Annotated in this window: 17 protein-coding genes; 3 read left to right on the forward strand and 14 right to left on the reverse strand. The window is 71.8% G+C overall.

All coding sequences use genetic code 11. From position 1 onward, the window contains the following. Positions 1–36 precede the first annotated feature (36 nt). The 10 genes from ACTWJ9_RS06570 to ACTWJ9_RS06615 form a co-directional block, all read right to left on the reverse strand. Positions 37–351 (reverse strand): hypothetical protein, encoded by a 315-nt coding sequence (locus tag ACTWJ9_RS06570; RefSeq protein WP_279333279.1) that lies wholly within the window; start codon positions 349–351, stop codon positions 37–39. A 308-nt stretch (positions 352–659) separates the two neighbouring features. Beyond that, a complete protein-coding gene (locus tag ACTWJ9_RS06575) occupies positions 660–1142 on the reverse strand; it encodes a hypothetical protein (protein ID WP_279333281.1) in 483 nt (160 codons plus the stop codon). Positions 1143–1324: 182 nt separating this feature from the next. Then, a complete protein-coding gene (locus tag ACTWJ9_RS06580) occupies positions 1325–2248 on the reverse strand; it encodes an LLM class F420-dependent oxidoreductase (RefSeq protein WP_387034724.1) in 924 nt (307 codons plus the stop codon). 59 nt (positions 2249–2307) lie between these two features. Next, on the reverse strand, positions 2308–3393 hold the full coding sequence (locus tag ACTWJ9_RS06585) for a sensor histidine kinase (protein WP_279333285.1): 1086 nt from the start codon (positions 3391–3393) through the stop codon (positions 2308–2310). Beyond that, positions 3386–4084: a response regulator transcription factor gene (locus ACTWJ9_RS06590; protein WP_387034720.1), complete on the reverse strand. Its 699-nt coding sequence runs from the start codon at positions 4082–4084 to the stop codon at positions 3386–3388. Before ACTWJ9_RS06590 ends, ACTWJ9_RS06585 begins: the two co-directional genes overlap by 8 nt. Positions 4085–4152: 68 nt before the next feature. Continuing rightward, positions 4153–4857 carry a VanZ family protein gene (locus tag ACTWJ9_RS06595; RefSeq protein WP_443295330.1) on the reverse strand — a complete coding sequence of 235 codons (705 nt, stop codon included), beginning with the start codon at positions 4855–4857 and terminating at the stop codon, positions 4153–4155. A gap of 74 nt (positions 4858–4931) precedes the next feature. Next, complete coding sequence (locus ACTWJ9_RS06600) at positions 4932–5408, reverse strand: DUF6099 family protein (protein ID WP_443295331.1); 477 nt, start codon at positions 5406–5408, stop codon at positions 4932–4934. A 190-nt stretch (positions 5409–5598) separates the two neighbouring features. Continuing rightward, on the reverse strand, positions 5599–5958 hold the full coding sequence (locus ACTWJ9_RS06605) for a nucleotide pyrophosphohydrolase (protein WP_279333294.1): 360 nt from the start codon (positions 5956–5958) through the stop codon (positions 5599–5601). Next, positions 5951–7210 (reverse strand): ATP-binding protein, encoded by a 1260-nt coding sequence (locus ACTWJ9_RS06610; RefSeq protein ID WP_387034714.1) that lies wholly within the window; start codon positions 7208–7210, stop codon positions 5951–5953. Before ACTWJ9_RS06610 ends, ACTWJ9_RS06605 begins: the two co-directional genes overlap by 8 nt. 136 nt (positions 7211–7346) lie before the next feature. Continuing rightward, positions 7347–7763, reverse strand: coding sequence for a cell division protein SepF (locus ACTWJ9_RS06615; protein ID WP_279333298.1), 417 nt, complete (start codon positions 7761–7763; stop codon positions 7347–7349). Between the two features lie 242 nt (positions 7764–8005). Between ACTWJ9_RS06615 and ACTWJ9_RS06620 the strand changes: the two genes are divergently transcribed. The 3 genes from ACTWJ9_RS06620 to ACTWJ9_RS06630 all read left to right on the forward strand — a co-directional run bounded on the left by ACTWJ9_RS06620 (position 8006) and on the right by ACTWJ9_RS06630 (position 11037). Further along, a complete protein-coding gene (locus ACTWJ9_RS06620; RefSeq protein WP_279333300.1) occupies positions 8006–8461 on the forward strand; it encodes a tellurite resistance TerB family protein in 456 nt (151 codons plus the stop codon). A gap of 213 nt (positions 8462–8674) precedes the next feature. After that, on the forward strand, positions 8675–10021 hold the full coding sequence (locus tag ACTWJ9_RS06625) for a hemolysin family protein (RefSeq protein ID WP_388702229.1): 1347 nt from the start codon (positions 8675–8677) through the stop codon (positions 10019–10021). Next, positions 10018–11037: a hemolysin family protein gene (locus ACTWJ9_RS06630; protein ID WP_443295333.1), complete on the forward strand. Its 1020-nt coding sequence runs from the start codon at positions 10018–10020 to the stop codon at positions 11035–11037. Before ACTWJ9_RS06625 ends, ACTWJ9_RS06630 begins: the two co-directional genes overlap by 4 nt. Positions 11038–11173: 136 nt before the next feature. Here the strand turns inward: ACTWJ9_RS06630 and ACTWJ9_RS06635 are convergent, their stop codons facing one another. The 4 genes from ACTWJ9_RS06635 to ACTWJ9_RS06650 form a co-directional block, all read right to left on the reverse strand. After that, a complete protein-coding gene (locus tag ACTWJ9_RS06635) occupies positions 11174–12481 on the reverse strand; it encodes an FAD-dependent oxidoreductase (RefSeq protein ID WP_279333307.1) in 1308 nt (435 codons plus the stop codon). 65 nt (positions 12482–12546) lie between these two features. After that, positions 12547–13257, reverse strand: coding sequence for a maleylpyruvate isomerase family mycothiol-dependent enzyme (locus ACTWJ9_RS06640; protein WP_279333309.1), 711 nt, complete (start codon positions 13255–13257; stop codon positions 12547–12549). After that, positions 13257–14102 carry a fumarylacetoacetate hydrolase family protein gene (locus ACTWJ9_RS06645; RefSeq protein WP_279333311.1) on the reverse strand — a complete coding sequence of 282 codons (846 nt, stop codon included), beginning with the start codon at positions 14100–14102 and terminating at the stop codon, positions 13257–13259. Before ACTWJ9_RS06645 ends, ACTWJ9_RS06640 begins: the two co-directional genes overlap by 1 nt. After that, positions 14099–15268 (reverse strand): cupin domain-containing protein, encoded by a 1170-nt coding sequence (locus tag ACTWJ9_RS06650; RefSeq protein WP_387041936.1) that lies wholly within the window; start codon positions 15266–15268, stop codon positions 14099–14101. Before ACTWJ9_RS06650 ends, ACTWJ9_RS06645 begins: the two co-directional genes overlap by 4 nt. Between the last annotated feature and the right edge of the window lie 10 nt (positions 15269–15278).

Consider the following 15278-nt stretch of genomic DNA (forward strand, 5'->3'; position numbering starts at 1 on the left):
TCCCCGCCTCTCTCCTAAAGCGGTTGTCCGGCCCGCTCACCGAGTCCACACCCGTTGGAACTCCTCGGCCGGGACGGTCTCCAGCAGATCTTCTTCAGGGTCGATCGCTTGGTCGGTCAGGCCGCCGTGCTCGTCCTCCAGGTGCTCCCAGCTGTACCGGTGGAGTCGGCCGGCCGGAGTCAGCTCGGCTTGCTTGATGACGACCAACTCGCCGTGGTCGGGTACGGCCTCGATGTACCACAGACCGCCTTCCTCGTCAGCGTGGCGGAAGTGGTGTCGCAGGGTGGCGTTCTCATCGAGTGCTCGGAAGTAGGCCACGCTCTCTGCCTTGATGCGCTCCAGGTCAACCACCGGGCCATCGTGCCAGCGAGCGCGCGCGGGTTACTCCGTTCTGACATCAACGAGTGACATCAACGACGCCGGACGCCGGCACTCCTGGGCGGTCCGGCATGACCAGCGTGGCCGGGTGGCCCCCCGGCAGTGCCGAGGAGCGATCGAGCTCCTCAAGCAGGTGTCGCAGGTTCCGAATCCCGCCGGGGCACGGAGCGAAGGGCCAACTCGGGGCTCCCCACCACGCGTACCACCACGTCCACTGAGCTGAGTCACCATTGGCGGGTGGCACCCCTTCGCCGCTGCTTCAGGCGGTTGGTGCCTGCGTTTCAGCGGCCAGGCGGCTGGGCCGAAAGCGCGGTTGGTGGGATTCCCAGCGCGTCCAGTCGGGCCAGGAGTTCTGCTGCCTGTTCGTCCGTGACGGCCATCCACAGAGCGGTTCCCGAGTCACTGGCGCTGAAGACGAGCCGGTCTCCTCGCCAGCCTTCGGCGTTGATCGTGTGAGGAGCCAGGTCCAACAGCAGCTCGAACTGCGCGTCGTCACGGACGTCGATCTCGATTCCCGTCCCAGGATCGGCGCGCCGGGAGCGAATACCGTCCGCCCTCTCCTGCCGGGCCAAGACCAGCGCGCGCTCGTAGGAGTGCAGTACCGCAGGCGGCCAGGCATCGTCGCTGTAGGCGTCGAAGTGGGCTGTGTCGATGCCGGAGCGCAGCACGCAAAGTGCCTCGCGATGAACGAGCACGACGTCCGCAGGGCTCAATCCGTCGACGAGCACAAGTTCGCGGCCAGGGCCGCCTTCCTGGTTGATCACACGCGTGACCTTCTCACAAGCAGTGGCTCCCCCCACCCCAGAAGGAAGGCAACCGCCACCGATACCGGCTCGACGTTCCTCGACCGGGGCCGCTGTCCGGTGAGCGGATGGCTTCTCCCACCCGCAGGCCTGCCATGAGCGCGGGCAGGCCTGCGGGTGGTCTGTTCGCGCGGCCGGAGGGGCTAGGAGAGCTGGGACTGGACCTGGGAGGAGATCAGTTCCAGGTGGTCGAGGTCGGAGAGGTCGAGGATCTGGAGGTAGACGCGGCGGGAGCCGATCTCGGTGTAGCGGCCGATCTTGTCGACGACCTCGGCGGGCGAGCCCGCCAGGCCGTTGGTGCGCAGTTCGTCGGGGTCGCGGCCGATCGCGGCGGCGCGGCGGGCGATCTCCCGGTCGTCCTTGCCCACGCAGGCGATCAGGGCGTTGGAGTACACGAGGTCGCCGGGGTCGCGGCCGGCTTCCTGGGCGGCGGCGCGTACCCGGCCGAACTGGCGCTCGCTGTCCTCGAGGGAGGCGAAGGGCATGTTGAACTCGTCGGCGTACCGCGCGGCGAGCCGGGGGGTGCGGACGGCGCCGTGGCCGCCGATGAGGACCGGGACCTTCGACTGGGCGGGCTTGGGGAGCGCCGGGGAGTTCGTGAGGTCGTAGTAGGTGCCGTGGAAGTCGTAGGTCTGGCCGGGCTCGGTGGCCCACAGCCCGGTGACGATCTCCAGCTGCTCCTCCAGGCGGGCGAGCTTCTCCTTGGGGAAGGGGATGCCGTACGCCGTGTGCTCCTCCTCGAACCAGCCCGCGCCCAGGCCGAGTTCGATGCGGCCGCCGGACATCTGGTCCACCTGGGCGACCTGGATGGCGAGGACGCCGGGGAGGCGGAAGGTGCCGGCGGTCATCAGGGTGCCGAGCCGGATGCGCCGGGTCTCGCGGGCGAGGCCGGCCAGGGTGATCCAGGCGTCGGTGGGGCCGGGCAGTCCGTCGCCGGAGCCCATTTTGACGTAGTGGTCGGAGCGGAAGAAGGCGTCGAAGCCGAGGTCCTCGGTGGCCTTGGCGACGGTGAGCAAGGTGTCGTAGGTCGCCCCCTGCTGGGGCTCGGTGAAGATACGGAGATCCATGTCTTCATCCTGCCTGGTCGGGCCCGGTGCGGTCGGGCCGGTCCCGTCGGGGACGGTGCCTACGGCGTGTCGGGAAGCCGGACCGTGGCGAGGAGGCCGCCGGTGGGGCGGGGGGTGAGGTCGAGGGTTCCGTCGTGGGCGCGGATGATGCTGTGCACCAGGGCGAGGCCGAGGCCGACGCCTGCGTGCTCGTCGGTGCGTGCGCGTTCCGTTGCGCGCTGGAAGGGTTCGGTGAGGGTCGGGATCAGTTCCGGTGGGAGCGGGGGCCCCGTGTTCTCGACCCGCAGCACGCTCGTGCCGCCCTGCGTCTCGGTGTGGACCGTGACGGTACCGCCGGTGGGGAGGTTGTGGACGACGGCGTTCTGGAGGAGGTTCGTCACCATGCGGAGCAGGAGTTCAGCGGAGCCGCCGGTCCGGGTCGTTCCGCCGGTGACGTCGAGGGTGATCCCGCGTTGTTCGGCGAGGGGGAGCAGGGTTTCGGCGGCCTCTTCGGCGAGGAGGGAGAGGTCGACGCTCTCGCGGGTGAAGTTTCCGCGGTCGCTGCGGCTGAGCAGCAGGAGGGCCTCGGTGAGACCGATCGCGCGCGTGTTGACGGTCTGCAGGCGTCGGAGGAGTTCTCCCTGGTCCCGGGCGGGGTCGTCGTCCTTGCGGGCGACGTCGAGCAGGGCCTGGGAGATGGCCAGCGGGGTGCGTAGTTCGTGGGAGGCGTTCGCGGCGAACCTCTGCTGCTCGGCGACGTGCGACTCGAGTTGTTCGAGCATGGTGTCGAACACGTCGGCGAGTTCGCGGAATTCGTCCTGGCGGCCCTCCATGCGGATCCGGTGGGACAGCGATCCGTTCCCGGCCGTCCGTGCCGCGTCCGTGATCCGGGTGAGCGGTGCGAGCATCCGGCCGGCGAGGATCCATCCCCCGACGAGGCCGAACACGAGCAGGAAGGCCATCGCCACGGCCGCGGCGGGGGTGAAGATGCGCACCAGGAGGTAGCGGTTGGGTGAGATCCCGAGAAGGCCCTGGGAGTTGTCGGGGATGTAGCGCAGCAGGAACACCCACACCACGGCCAGCAGGAGGGCGCCGGCGACGGCGAGGAACCCGGCGTAGCTGAGGGTGAGTTTCAGTCGGGTGCTGAGCCCTGGGCGTCTAGGCATGCGCGCAGTCGGGGCCGGTGGTGTCGGGACGGGTGGTGTCGATGCGGTAGCCGACGCCCGGGACCGTGGCGATGATCCATGGTTCGCCGAGCCGTTTGCGCAGTGCGGAGACGGTGATGCGGACGGCGTTGGTGAAGGGGTCGGCGTTCTCGTCCCAGGCCCGTTCCAGCAGCTCCTCGGCGCTGAGGACCCCGCCTTCGGCGGCGACGAGGACTTCGAGCACGGCGAACTGTTTGCGGGTGAGCGCGACGTGGCGTCCGTCGCGGAAGACCTCCCGGCGGAAGGGGTCGAGGCGCAGGCCCGCGATCTCGCGGACCGGGGGCCGGGCGTACGCGCGCCTGCGGTCGAGCGCCCGCAGCCGCAGGACCAGTTCGCGCAGCTCGAACGGCTTGGTGAGGTAGTCGTCGGCACCGAGCTCGAATCCGGACGCCTTGTCGTCGATCCGGTCGGCGGCGGTGAGCATGAGGATCGGGATGCCGCTGCCGGAGGCGACGATGTGCCGGGCGACCTCGTCGCCGGAAGGGCCGGGGATGTCGCGGTCGAGGATCGCGAGGTCGTAGGAGTGGACGCCGAGCAGTTCCAGGGCGGAGTCGCCGTCACCGGCGATGTCGGCGGCGATCGCCTCCAGCCGGAGGCCGTCACGGACGGCTTCTGCCAGGTAGGGCTCGTCCTCCACGATCAGTACGCGCATGTCAGAAGCCTAGGCGGCACGACATATCGGCGATGTATACGAGGACGTGTGCGCACCGGAGACGCGGCTCAGCCTGCCGGTACGGGCTCGGGGCGTGGTTGCTCCGACGGTGCTTCGGTCGTGGTGCGCCACCAGCGGCGCGACGCCAGGGCGGCCAGCGCGGCGCCGGTGGCGTTGACCAGGACGTCGTCCACGGAGGAGACCCGGTCCAGCCGCAGGACGTACTGTGCGGTTTCGACCAGGACCGAGCAGCCCGCCCCGAGTGCCAGGATCCGCGGTACGGACGCCAGCGCCGCGTACCGCATCGGGGCGAAGAACCCCAGCGACGCGAAGACCAGCAGGTTGCCGGCGATGCCGAGTGTCCCCATCGTGAGCAGGTCCCGCAGAGGTACCAGGCTGACCCGGCCGGGGACGATGCCGGCCCCGGCGCCCGGCATCATGGTCATCCAGAGGAACGGCACCGTCCCGTGGACCATGCCCACCTCGGCCAGCGACATCCGCCACGCCGATGCGACACCGGCGGCCCGCCGACGGCGCGCGAGCGCCCACACCACCAGTGCGGCCACCGGCAGCGTGGCCAAGGTGACGAGCACCACGCCGTTGAACGTGTCGAGGCAGCCGTGCCACCGCCCGGCCATGCACATCGGGGCGGACATCATGAGCGGCCGCCGCACGGTGAACAGGGCGCTCGCCAGGGCGAGGAGCGCCAGGCCGAGGAACATGGTCCTGCGTGTGCGGCGGGGCGGTGCCGACGGGGGTGCGTCGTGGTTCATGCCTCCATTGGAGCCGGGGGACGGTTGCGGTGGCGTATGCGGTTTTCGATATGTCCGCGATATCGGGAGGACCTTCAGGTGCGTTCCGCCTCGCGTTCCGACAGGGCGCGGGCGCGGTCCGCGAGTTTGCGGAGCATTTCCAGGACACGGTCGCGGGACTCGTCCGCCGCGTCGATGGCCTCCACGCACTGCCAGTACGCGGACTCGTCGTCCGCGGAGCAGGCGAGGCCGACCAGCGCGATGCCGACCTCGCCGAGCAGTCCTCCGAGGTGGGTCAGGGTCTGCCGGGCGTCACCCAGTTCGGTGAGCCGGGCCGCGCGCAGGTCGGCGGGGGCCAAGGGCGGGGTGTCCAGGACAGCGCAGCCGCGGCCCGCCAGTTCGGTCAGGCCCAGTGCCTCGCCGCGTAGTTCGGGCGGGCCGGCGACCGCGAGGCGGCTCCCTATCGCCTGGGCGAGGGCCTGGGCCTGCCACACCTCCGCCGAGAGCTCCGGCACGTCGCCGGCAGCGGTCAGGGCCCGTCTGCTCTCCGCTATCAGCCGCACAGCGTCCATATGCGCTGCCCCTGTCTGTCCGACGCGCTGCCCACGCGTCCATCCAACTTCCCTGCTCATTACCCAGAGTGAGTCTTGTTCAGTCAAAAAGCCACGGAGAAGGTGGAGATCTGGGGACAAGAATTCACAAACAGTCGACATATCGAACACGGAGCGTAATGGAGGGGGTTCGTCTCCGGGCGGGTGCGGTTCAGACCGGGAAGCGGCGTTCGTTGCGGTCGATCTTGGCGTCCAGTGCGGTCAACGGGTCGACGCCGAGCACCTCGCACAGTTGGAGGAGGTACGCGAGCACGTCGGCCACCTCGTCGGTGACGCGATGCGCGGTGTCCGGGTCGTCCATCACCCGGGCCGACTCCTCAGGCGTCAACCACTGGAAGATCTCGACCAGTTCGGACGCCTCCACACTGAGAGCCGTGACGAGGTTCTTCGGCGTGTGGTACGGCTGCCAGTTCCGCGCGGCAGCGAACTCGGCGAGCCTGCGCTGGAGTCCGGCGATGTCGAGCGGGGCGCGCGGGACGGTCGGGTCGGTGGGGTCGGTCGGGTCAGTCACGGTTCAGGTCTATCACCGTCACTCCGCCCACCCCCGCGGCCCAGGATGCGTCGCTCACCGTGCCGACCAGCCGGATGTGTCCGCGTTCGCACATCCGTGCCGCCAGCCGCAGCAGTTCCGCGCGCTGGAGCGGGTCCAGTCCCCGGTCGAACCCGTCGGCGAGCACGGTGAGCGTCTGCAGCGCGGCGGGCACCTCGCCGGGCGCGTCGACCTCCAGTACACCGGGCCCGGTGAGCAGCACCAGTGCGAGGGCGACGTAGCGCAGCTCTCCCTCCCCCAGCCGGACGAGGTCGGTGCGGACGCCGTCGCCCCGGTCGAGCAGGGCGCGGACCAATCCCGCGCCGTACGGTTCGGCGTGCAGCCCGGCGACCGGGCCGGCGCATCCCGCGCGCACGGCGGACACCAGGAGCCCGTACCGGATCGCGCACTCGGCCCGGGTGCGCCACAGCGCGTCGGCGAGGTTGCCGCAGCCGCCGAGCAGCCGCCCGCTGCCGAGCGGCACCGGGCCGCGCATGCGGTCGGGGCGGGGGTCGCAGGCGAAGACGGAGCGCAGGGCGACCACCATCTGTTCGGCGGCGGCCAGCACCCTGCGCTGTCCGGGCGTCTTGCCCGCGACGCGCAACGGGAGCAGCGCGGTGCCGAGCCGGTCGTCGGGCAGCGGGCCCCGGGTGACCGGTGTCGACCCGGCCGTGTGCCACGCGGCCTGCACGGTGCGCCGGCCGGGGTCGCGCAGCGCGGTCTCCAGCAGGACCACGCCGTCCGCCGTCAGCCGTTCCCCCACGATCCGCAGCTCCGGTTCGGCCTGCACGGCGACCTCCAGCCGGACCGGGCCCTCGGGGCCGTCGGCGGTGCAGCCGATCCGGAAGCCCCGGCGGCGCTGCGCGTCGGCACGGGCCCGCTCCGGCACGCACGCGTCCGGCTCGGGGAACGCCTCCCACAGCTCGGCCCCGCCGCCGAGCCGGGCGAGCGCCTCGTAGGCCCGCAGCGCGCTGGTCTTGCCGCTGCCGCTGGCCCCGGCGAGCAGGGTGAGCGGGCCGAGCGGGAGCCCGACGTTGCGGTGCCCGGCGAACGCGGACAGCAGCAGCTCGGTGACGCGCGGCCGGTCGGGGTGCCCCTGGGTGGTGTCGGTGCCGGAGGGCACGGTGGACACGGTGGACGCGGCAGACGAAGAAGCCGGGGAGGGCGGCGGGAAGGGGATCGGCGCGGGCCTGGAGGAAGGGGCGGAGGACGGCGACGGGAGGGACGGGGTCATGTGCGGAAGGTAAGGGTTCCGGTACGGGGCGAACCGTTCCGCTTGTGCGGTCTTCCCCCGATCGGGCGACATCCTGATCGGCTCCCGGCACCCCCGGCCGACTCCGGACGGCTCACCCCGGCCGGCTCCCGGCGGCTCACCCCTGCCGGGAGCCCCGCCCGTTCCCGGGGATCCCCATGCCCTCCATCAGTCCGGTCACCTCGGTGTCGGCCGGGGTCAGCAGGAAGACGTTGCGGTCGACGCGGTGCATGCCGCTGCCCAGGCCGAAGACGACGCCCGTGCTGAAGTCCAGTACCCGTTTGGCGACGTCGCCCTCCGCGCTGCTCAGGTCGAGCAGGACCGGTATCCCGGCCATCAGGGTCTCCGCGACGTCGCGGGCGTCCGCGAACACGTTCACCCGCAGGACGACGAGGCGGCGGCGTGTCTCGGTCTCGGCCTCCGGCAGGGAGCGGTGGCCCACGGAGGACGGCCAGGCGTCCCGGCCCCGCAGCGGAACGACCTGGGCCAGTCCCTCCCACTGTTCGTCGGTGACGTCATGGCTGTTCACCGGCATGCTCCGTCCCGGGTCGCGCTGATGGTCTGCATCGGCCAATTCTTACGCATGGTCACCCGTTCGGCCCAATGCGACACACTCCGCCACCTCGGTGCGCCCGGGGTGTGGCCTTCTGCGCCGGAACCGGTTCCGGATCCGTTAACTTCTACACTGCTGTAGATATTTACCGTCGACACCGTCCGGGGCCCGACAGACCGCACGGCGTGAAGCCGGTGCCCCGCACCCGAACACTTGGAGTACGCATGGCCCTGTGGGACCGCATCAAGGAGTCCGCGTCGCAGATGCAGAACCAGCTCGACGCGAAGAAGAACGATCTGAAGAGCGGTGCGTTCCGCGACGCGAGCATGGCCATGTGCGCTCTGGTCGCCGCCGCCGACGGTTCGGTCGATCCCTCCGAGCGGCAGCGGGTGGCTCAGCTCATCTCCACCAACGACGTGCTGCGGAACTTCCCCGCGGACGATCTGCGCCGCCGTTTCGAGGAGAACCTCGACAAGCTGACCGCGGACTTCGCCTTCGGCAAGGTGAGCGTGCTGCAGGAGGTCGCGAAGGCGAAGAAGAAGCCCGCCGAGGCGCGCGCCGTGATCCAGATCGGCATCGTCATCGGCGGCGCCGACGGCGACTTCGACCAGAACGAGCAGGCGGTCGTCCGCGAGGCGTGCTTCGCGCTGGGGCTGCCGCCCCACGAGTTCGACCTCTGAGCCGCAGGCCGGACCGCACTCCCGAGGGGTGCGGTCCGGCCCGTCGCGGGAACATGGCTCCCGTCAGGATCGTTGGACCGCCGACAGACCCGACCCACAGGAACAACGAGGAGCCACGTACGTGTCCGGCAGATCGACGGACCCCCCGGGACACAGTCCCGGACCGCCCCGTCATGAAACCGTTGGAATCGGCACCCGGCGGGGTGGTGCTGGATGAGTGCCGTGGAGGCCCTGTGGGGCCTGTTCGCCGTGTTCGTGCTGACCGCCGGCACCGGCTACTTCGTCGCCCAGGAGTTCGCCTACGTCTCCGTGGACCGGCTCACGCTCACCCGTGAGGCCGAGGCCGGGGACCGCAGGGCCGCCCGCGCGCTGAAGGTGCTGGAGCGGCTGTCCTTCATGCTGTCGGGCGCCCAGCTCGGCATCACCGTCACCGGTCTGATCGTCGGCTTCATCGCCGAGCCGTCGGTGTCCGCGCTGCTCAGGCCGGCGCTGTCCGGCCTCGGACTGCCGGACTCGGCGGTGAGCGGCATCTCCGTCGTGCTCGCCTTCGTGCTGGCCACGATCGTCCAGATGGTGCTCGGCGAGCTGGCCCCGAAGAACCTCGCCATCGCCGTGCCCGAGCGGCTGGCGAAGGCGCTGGCCGGCTCGACCCTGGCCTATCTGAAGGTCGTCGGGCCGTTGGTGCGGATCTTCGACAACGCGGCCTCCCGGCTGCTGCGCCGCATCGGCATCGAGCCGGTCGAGGAGCTGCACCACGGCGCCACGCTGGAGGAGCTCGGCCATCTGATCGGCGAGTCCCACGAGAACGGGGCGCTGCCCGGGGACACCGCCACCCTGCTGGACCACGCGCTGGAGTTCTCCGAGCGCACCCTGCACGCGGTGATGGTGCCGCGCGCGGACGCCGTCTTCGTGCGCGGGGAGGCGAACGCCGACGAGGCGGTCGCCCTGATCGCCGAACACGGCCACTCCAACTACCCCGTGCTCGGGGATCACCCCGACGACGTCACGGGGGTGCTGGGCGTGCGCGAGCTGATGGCGGTGCCCGCCGGGCGGCTCACGGGCGCCACGGCCGGGGCGATGGCCCGGCGGCCCCTGCTGCTGCCGGACACACTGCCGCTGCCGGACGCGGTCGCGCGGATGCGCGAGCAGGACGACGAGTTCGCGGTCGTCCTCGACGAGCACGGCGGTGTGGCCGGCATCGTCACCTACGAGGACATCGCCGAGGAGCTGGTCGGTGACATCGCCGACGAGTCCGACAAGGTCACCGAGCTCGCGGTGGCCGACGGCGAGGGCTGGCTCGTGGACGCGGGCCGCCGGCTGGACGAGGTGGCCGAGGCGACCGGCGTCCGGCTGCCCGAGGAGGACGACTACGAGACGGTGGCCGGGCTGATCGTGGACCGGCTGGGCCGTTTCCCCACCGTGGGTGACCGGGTCACCGTCGAACTGCCCAAGGGCGGCCACGCGGTGATCGACGTACGCACCCTGGACCGGCATGTCGCCGAGCGGGCGCGGATCACGCTCCTGGCCCGGGAAGAGCACACGGCGGAGGAGCCCGCATGAGTTTCCCGATGGCTCTCTTCGTGACCGTGCTGCTGCTGATCGGCAGCGGGTTCTTCGTGGCGGCCGAGTTCGCGCTGGTCGCCGCCCGACGGCACCGGATGGAGAAGGCGGCGGCCGAGGGACGGCGCGGCGCCGGTGCCGCGCTGGCCGGGATGCGCGAGCTGTCGCTCATGCTGGCCGGTGCCCAGCTGGGCATCACGGTGTGCACGCTGGGTCTGGGCTCGGTGTCCAAGCCCGCGATCTCGCACCAGCTGGACCCGCTGCTGCAGTCCCTGGGGCTGCCCAGCGCGGTCAGCTACGGTGTGGCGTTCGCCGTCGCGATGGCCGTGGTGGTGTTCCTGCACATGGTGGTCGGCGAGATGGCGCCCAAGTCGTGGGCGATCGCCCACCCGGAGCGTTCCGCGATGCTGCTCGCCCCCTCGTTCCGGGCGGTGGTGAAGGCCGTCCGGCCGCTGATCCACGTGTTGAACGTGGTGAGCAACGCCCTGGTGCGGATGTGCCGGGTGAGCCCGCGCGACGAGCTGGCCTCGGTCCACGACCGGGAGCAGCTCACCCATCTGGTGGCGGAGTCGGAGCGGCTCGGCCTGATCAGCAAGACGGACTCGCAGTTGCTCACCCGTTCGCTGACCGAGCCCGACACCCCGGTCGCCGCCCTGCGGATCCCGGCCGAGGAGATCATCTCCGTCGAGGGGGACGCGGGTGTCGAGGAGGTGCTGCGGGTGGCCACCGCGCACGACCGCACCCGGCTGCTCGTCCGCGAGGGCGGCACCGTCCTCGGCTCGGTCCACGCGCGCGACGCCCTGGTCGCCCGTGCCCGCGGTCGCGCCACCAGCGCCCGTGAGCTGGCCCGCCCGGTGCCCGAGCTGACGGACGGCACCACGGTCGCCGACGCGATCGACGCGCTGCGCCGGCGCCGGGGCACGCTGGCGGTCGTCCGCGACGACGCGGGCCGGCTCACCGGTCTGGTCACCCTGGACGACCTGCTGGCCCGGTTGATGCAGCCGACCGGGGGCTGACCGCACGCCGCCGGGGGTGGGCACGACAGAGCGCCGGCCGGTCCGCATGTCGCGGACCGGCCGGCGCTCTCGTGTTCGGCTCCCGTGGTCAGCGGGTCGTGCCGCCCGCGGGCGGGGCCGCGCCGGTTTCCGTGGCCTAGGCCGCGGCGCCGGTCGCTGCCGGGTTGTTCCCCTCGACGCGGGCCGAGGCCAGCGGTATGGGGGTGAACATGGCGGGTTCCTCGTCCGGGAACAGCGCGGTGGGTCCGTAGACCCAGTCGGTGAAGGCCCACTCGGCGGGGTCGATCTCACGCATGATCGCGTTGCGCTGCAGCCGCTGCGCGCCCTCGAGGTGCCACAGTTCGCCCCAGGCGCGGGCGGTCGTCAGCACCCGGCGGCAGTGCTCGACGCGGACCGCCTCGTACGCGGCCAGCGCGGCGTCCCAGTCGACGGCCGAGGGGTCGGTGCCCTCGGCGCGCAGCCGGGCGACGTGCCGGGAGAGGACCCAGCCGTCCTCGATCGCCATGATCGCGCCCTGTGCCATGTACTGCAGCGGCGGGTGGGCGGCGTCGCCGAGCAGGGCGATGCGGCCGTGCACCCAGGTGTCGATCGGGTCGCGGTCCATCATCTGCCACCAGCGGTCCCGCCACATCAGCGGGATGCCCTTGCCCACGGTCTCGCAGGTCCCCTCGAAGGCCGCGTCGAGCTCGTCGGGGGTGCCCCAGTCCTCCTGCCCGGCGAGGGCCTTGGGCGACTGGAACACGGCGACCTGGTTGAACATCTCGCCGCCGCGCAGCGCGTACTGGACGAAGTGGCAGCGGGGGCCGATGTAGACGGTGACGTCCTTCTCGGCGATGCCGTTGTCGCGGACCTGCTCGATCGGGACGGCCGCCCGGTAGGCCACGTAGTCGGAGCTGACCACGTCGTCGCCGACCAGCTTCTGCCGGGCCACAGAGCGCAGTCCGTCGGCGGCGATGACGAGCGGCGCCTCCTCGGTGCGGCCGTCGGCCAGGGTGACGCGGGCGCCGTCGGCTGTGTTCTCGTAGTCGACGACCGTCTGGTCGGTCACCAGGTCCACGCCGGCCCTCCGACAGGCCCGCAGGAAGATCGCGTGCAGGTCGCTGCGGTGGATGACCATGTACGGGAAGCCGTAGCGGCGCTCGAGCTCGCCCAGGTCGAGGCGGACCAGCTCGCTGGAGTCGAGCGCGTCACGCATGGCCATGCTCTCGGGGACCACGCCGAGTTCCTTGGCCTCGTCGAGCAGCCCGTACTCGTCGAGGATGCGGGTGCAGTTGGGCGCGATCTGGAGGCCGGCGCCGACCTCGCCGAACTCCGGAGCGCGTTCGAGAACGCGGATGCGCAGCCCCTCCCGGGCGAGGGCGAAGGCGGTGCTGAGGCCACCGATGCCACCGCCGACGATGAGGACGTCGGGTCGGCCTTCGGTGGGAGGGGTTGCAGGGGACATCGTTTTTTCCTGTCTGAGCAGGGGACCCTGCTCTGCCTGGCCGCGCCGGGGTCCGGCGCCGTCGGTCAGAGCCAGGGACCCAGGGTGGGGGCCGGGCCGCCGTCGGGGGCGGTGAGGGCGTGCCTGCGCCCGGTGAGGTAGGCCGTGATCTCGGCGAGCGGGCCGGTGAGCACGGTCGGCTCGCCGTCGCCGGGGAGTTCCCGGACCTCTCCGGTGTCGGTCTCCGTCAGGCGCAGCGCCGGGCCGGGGGCCTTGGCGCGCTTGGCGATGACGTCGTCGCAGAGTGCGGCGAGGAAGTCGGCCGGCAGGTCGGCGAAGGTGATGCCGGTGCCCAGGTCGACGGCGTGGACGCACACCTCGCGGGAGCGCATCCAGGGCAGTTCGGTGGCGGGCACCGTACGGCCCTGCGCCGTCACGACCTGGGACTGCCACTGGCCGTCGCTGAGCTTCGCCGTCGACGCGGCGAGTTCGGCGGCGGACCCGCGCAGCCATCCGGTGAGTTCGGCGGCGGGCATCCCGAGGCCGCGCTCGATGCCGGCGGCCCGCTCCTCGGGGGAGGCGTACATCGGGGTCTCTTCGCCGGTGGCGGCCCAGTGCACGAGGTTGCCGAGGGCGTCCGCGTTGGCGGCGACGTGGGCGACGAGCTGCCTGCGCCGCCAGCCGGGCAGGCCGCTGGGCACGTCGTAGGCCTCGTCGTCGAAGCCGGCGGTGGCCTCGAGCACCAGGTTCGTGCCGAGCTCCGCCCAGCGGCGGGCGTCGTCGAACGTGCGGGGCATCAGGCCTGCTTCTCCTCGACGACCTTGTTCTCCAGCCGGCCGATGCCCTGGACCTCGGTGACCACGGTCTCGCCGCCGAGCAGGTAGCGGGCGGGCTTGCGGGCGTGGCCGACGCCGCCGGGGGTGCCGGTGGCGATGATGTCGCCGGGGTTGAGGCGGATGATCGTGGAGACGTACTCGACCAGGGCGACCGGGTCGAAGAGCAGGTCACCGGTGTTGTCGGACTGCATGACCTCGCCGTCCACGGTGAGCGTGACGTCGAGCGCGGGGCGGACGCCGCCGGGCAGCTCGTCGGGGGTCACCAGGTACGGGCCGACGGGGGTGGTGGAGTCCCAGGTCTTGCCCTGGAGCCACTCGCGGGTGCGGAACTGCCAGTCGCGCGTGGTGATGTCGTTGAGCACGGTGAAGCCGGCGATGGCCTGCTCGGCCTGCTCGCCCTTGGCGCGGCGGACCTGCTTGCCGACGACGACGGCGAGTTCGACCTCCCAGTCGAACTGCTCGGTCTCCTCGGGGCGGACGATGTCGTCGCCCGCGCCGATCAGGGAGTCGGCGAACTTCGCGAACAGGGTGGGGTGTTCGGGCAGGTCCCGACCCATCTCCTGGATGTGGTTGCGGTAGTTGAGGCCGACGCACACCACCTTGGAGGGCTGCGGGACCACGGGGGCGAAATCGGCGCCCTCGGCGGGGTAGGTCGTCGCGTCGCCGGCGGGGGCGGCGGCGCGCTCGGCCCAGTCGTCCTGCGCGAGCAGGGTGCCCACGTCGGGGAACCCGAGGTCGACCAGGACGTCACCGTCGAGCCGGACGGCCTTGGTGGTGCCGTCGGTACGGAGGGTGGCGAGCTTCATGAGCGGGTGGTTCCTTCCACGTGGGTACGGTCGAGCCGGAGGGCTTCGAAGATCGGGGAGTCGCTGAACCGGAACAGGTCCAGGGCGCCCGAGTCGGAGTCGGTGGCACCGGCCTCGGAGCGTACGGAGAGCGGCTGCCAGGACGGGACGACGAACAGGTCGCCGCGCGTCACGGACCAGGACACGTCGCCGACGGTGACGGTGCCGGAGCCGTCGAAGACCTGGTAGACGGACGAACCGGTCTCGCGCACCGGGGCGGTCTCGGCGCCGCGGACCACGCGGTGCACCTCGGCGCGGATGGTGGGCAGCACGTCGGCGCCGGTCGACGGGTCGGTGAACCGGACGGCGGCGTGGCCGGGCTCGACCGTGCCGTCGAACCCTTCCTTCTCCAGGGCGAGCTGGTCGGTGAGCGCCCGGTCGGTGTGCTCCCAGCGGTACGCCAGCAGGGGCGTGCCGGGGGCGGCCGAGCCGGCGGCGACCGGGCGCAGTCCCGGGTGGCCCCACAGGCGCTCGGAGCGGGACCGGTCCGGGGTGATCCGCTCGGCGTCGCTGATCTCGTCGCGGCCGAACTCGAAGAACTGGGACTCGCTGGTGTACTGGAACGGGATGTCCAGGCCGTCGATCCAGGCCATCGGCTCGGTGGTGGCGTTGTGGTGGGCGTGCATGTTCCACCCGGCCTGCGGGAGGAAGTCGCCGCGCCGCATGGCCACCGGGTCACGGCCGACGACCGTCCACACGCCCTCGCCCTCGACGACGAAGCGGAAGGCGTGCTGGGTGTGGCGGTGCTCGGGGGCGTCCTCGCCGGGCATCAGGTACTGGATGGCCGCCCACAGGGTGGGCGTGGCGAAGGGACGGCCGCCGAGGGCGGGGTTGGCCAGTGCGATGGCGCGCCGCTCGCCGCCCCGGCCGACCGGGACGATCTCACCGGCCTGCGCGGCCAGTTCCCGCAGCTTCTCCCAGCGCCACAGGTGCGGCACGGCGCGGGAGCGCGGATGAGCCGGCATGAGGTCGCCGATCTCGGTCCACAGCGGGACGAGCAGTTCGCTTTCGAAGCCCCGGTACAGCTCCTCGAGCGCCGGGGTGACGTCGGGCTGGTCCGCGGCGCTGACAGCGCTCAGGCGGACGGGGGAGCCCGTGGCAGGGGGGGTGCTGAAGGAGGTGGTCACAGCTCCCACT

Origin of the sequence: Streptomyces sp. GDS52 (genome assembly GCF_052246875.1) — a bacterium.
Taxonomy (GTDB): Bacteria; Actinomycetota; Actinomycetes; order Streptomycetales; family Streptomycetaceae; genus Streptomyces; species Streptomyces cathayae.

Excerpts from the sequence above, each read along its gene's own strand:
- ACTWJ9_RS06580 (WP_387034724.1), bottom strand. The coding sequence starts at position 2,248 with ATGGATCTCCGTATCTTCACCGAGCCCCAGCAGGGGGCGACCTACGAC.
- ACTWJ9_RS06585 (WP_279333285.1), bottom strand. The coding sequence starts at position 3,393 with ATGCCTAGACGCCCAGGGCTCAGCACCCGACTGAAACTCACCCTCAGC.
- ACTWJ9_RS06590 (WP_387034720.1), bottom strand. The coding sequence starts at position 4,084 with ATGCGCGTACTGATCGTGGAGGACGAGCCCTACCTGGCAGAAGCCGTC.
- ACTWJ9_RS06595 (WP_443295330.1), bottom strand. The coding sequence starts at position 4,857 with ATGAACCACGACGCACCCCCGTCGGCACCGCCCCGCCGCACACGCAGG.
- ACTWJ9_RS06600 (WP_443295331.1), bottom strand. The coding sequence starts at position 5,408 with ATGGACGCTGTGCGGCTGATAGCGGAGAGCAGACGGGCCCTGACCGCT.
- ACTWJ9_RS06610 (WP_387034714.1), bottom strand. The coding sequence starts at position 7,210 with ATGACCCCGTCCCTCCCGTCGCCGTCCTCCGCCCCTTCCTCCAGGCCC.
- ACTWJ9_RS06615 (WP_279333298.1), bottom strand. The coding sequence starts at position 7,763 with ATGCCGGTGAACAGCCATGACGTCACCGACGAACAGTGGGAGGGACTG.
- ACTWJ9_RS06620 (WP_279333300.1), top strand. The coding sequence starts at position 8,006 with ATGGCCCTGTGGGACCGCATCAAGGAGTCCGCGTCGCAGATGCAGAAC.
- ACTWJ9_RS06625 (WP_388702229.1), top strand. The coding sequence starts at position 8,675 with ATGAGTGCCGTGGAGGCCCTGTGGGGCCTGTTCGCCGTGTTCGTGCTG.
- ACTWJ9_RS06630 (WP_443295333.1), top strand. The coding sequence starts at position 10,018 with ATGAGTTTCCCGATGGCTCTCTTCGTGACCGTGCTGCTGCTGATCGGC.
- ACTWJ9_RS06635 (WP_279333307.1), bottom strand. The coding sequence starts at position 12,481 with ATGTCCCCTGCAACCCCTCCCACCGAAGGCCGACCCGACGTCCTCATC.
- ACTWJ9_RS06640 (WP_279333309.1), bottom strand. The coding sequence starts at position 13,257 with ATGCCCCGCACGTTCGACGACGCCCGCCGCTGGGCGGAGCTCGGCACG.
- ACTWJ9_RS06645 (WP_279333311.1), bottom strand. The coding sequence starts at position 14,102 with ATGAAGCTCGCCACCCTCCGTACCGACGGCACCACCAAGGCCGTCCGG.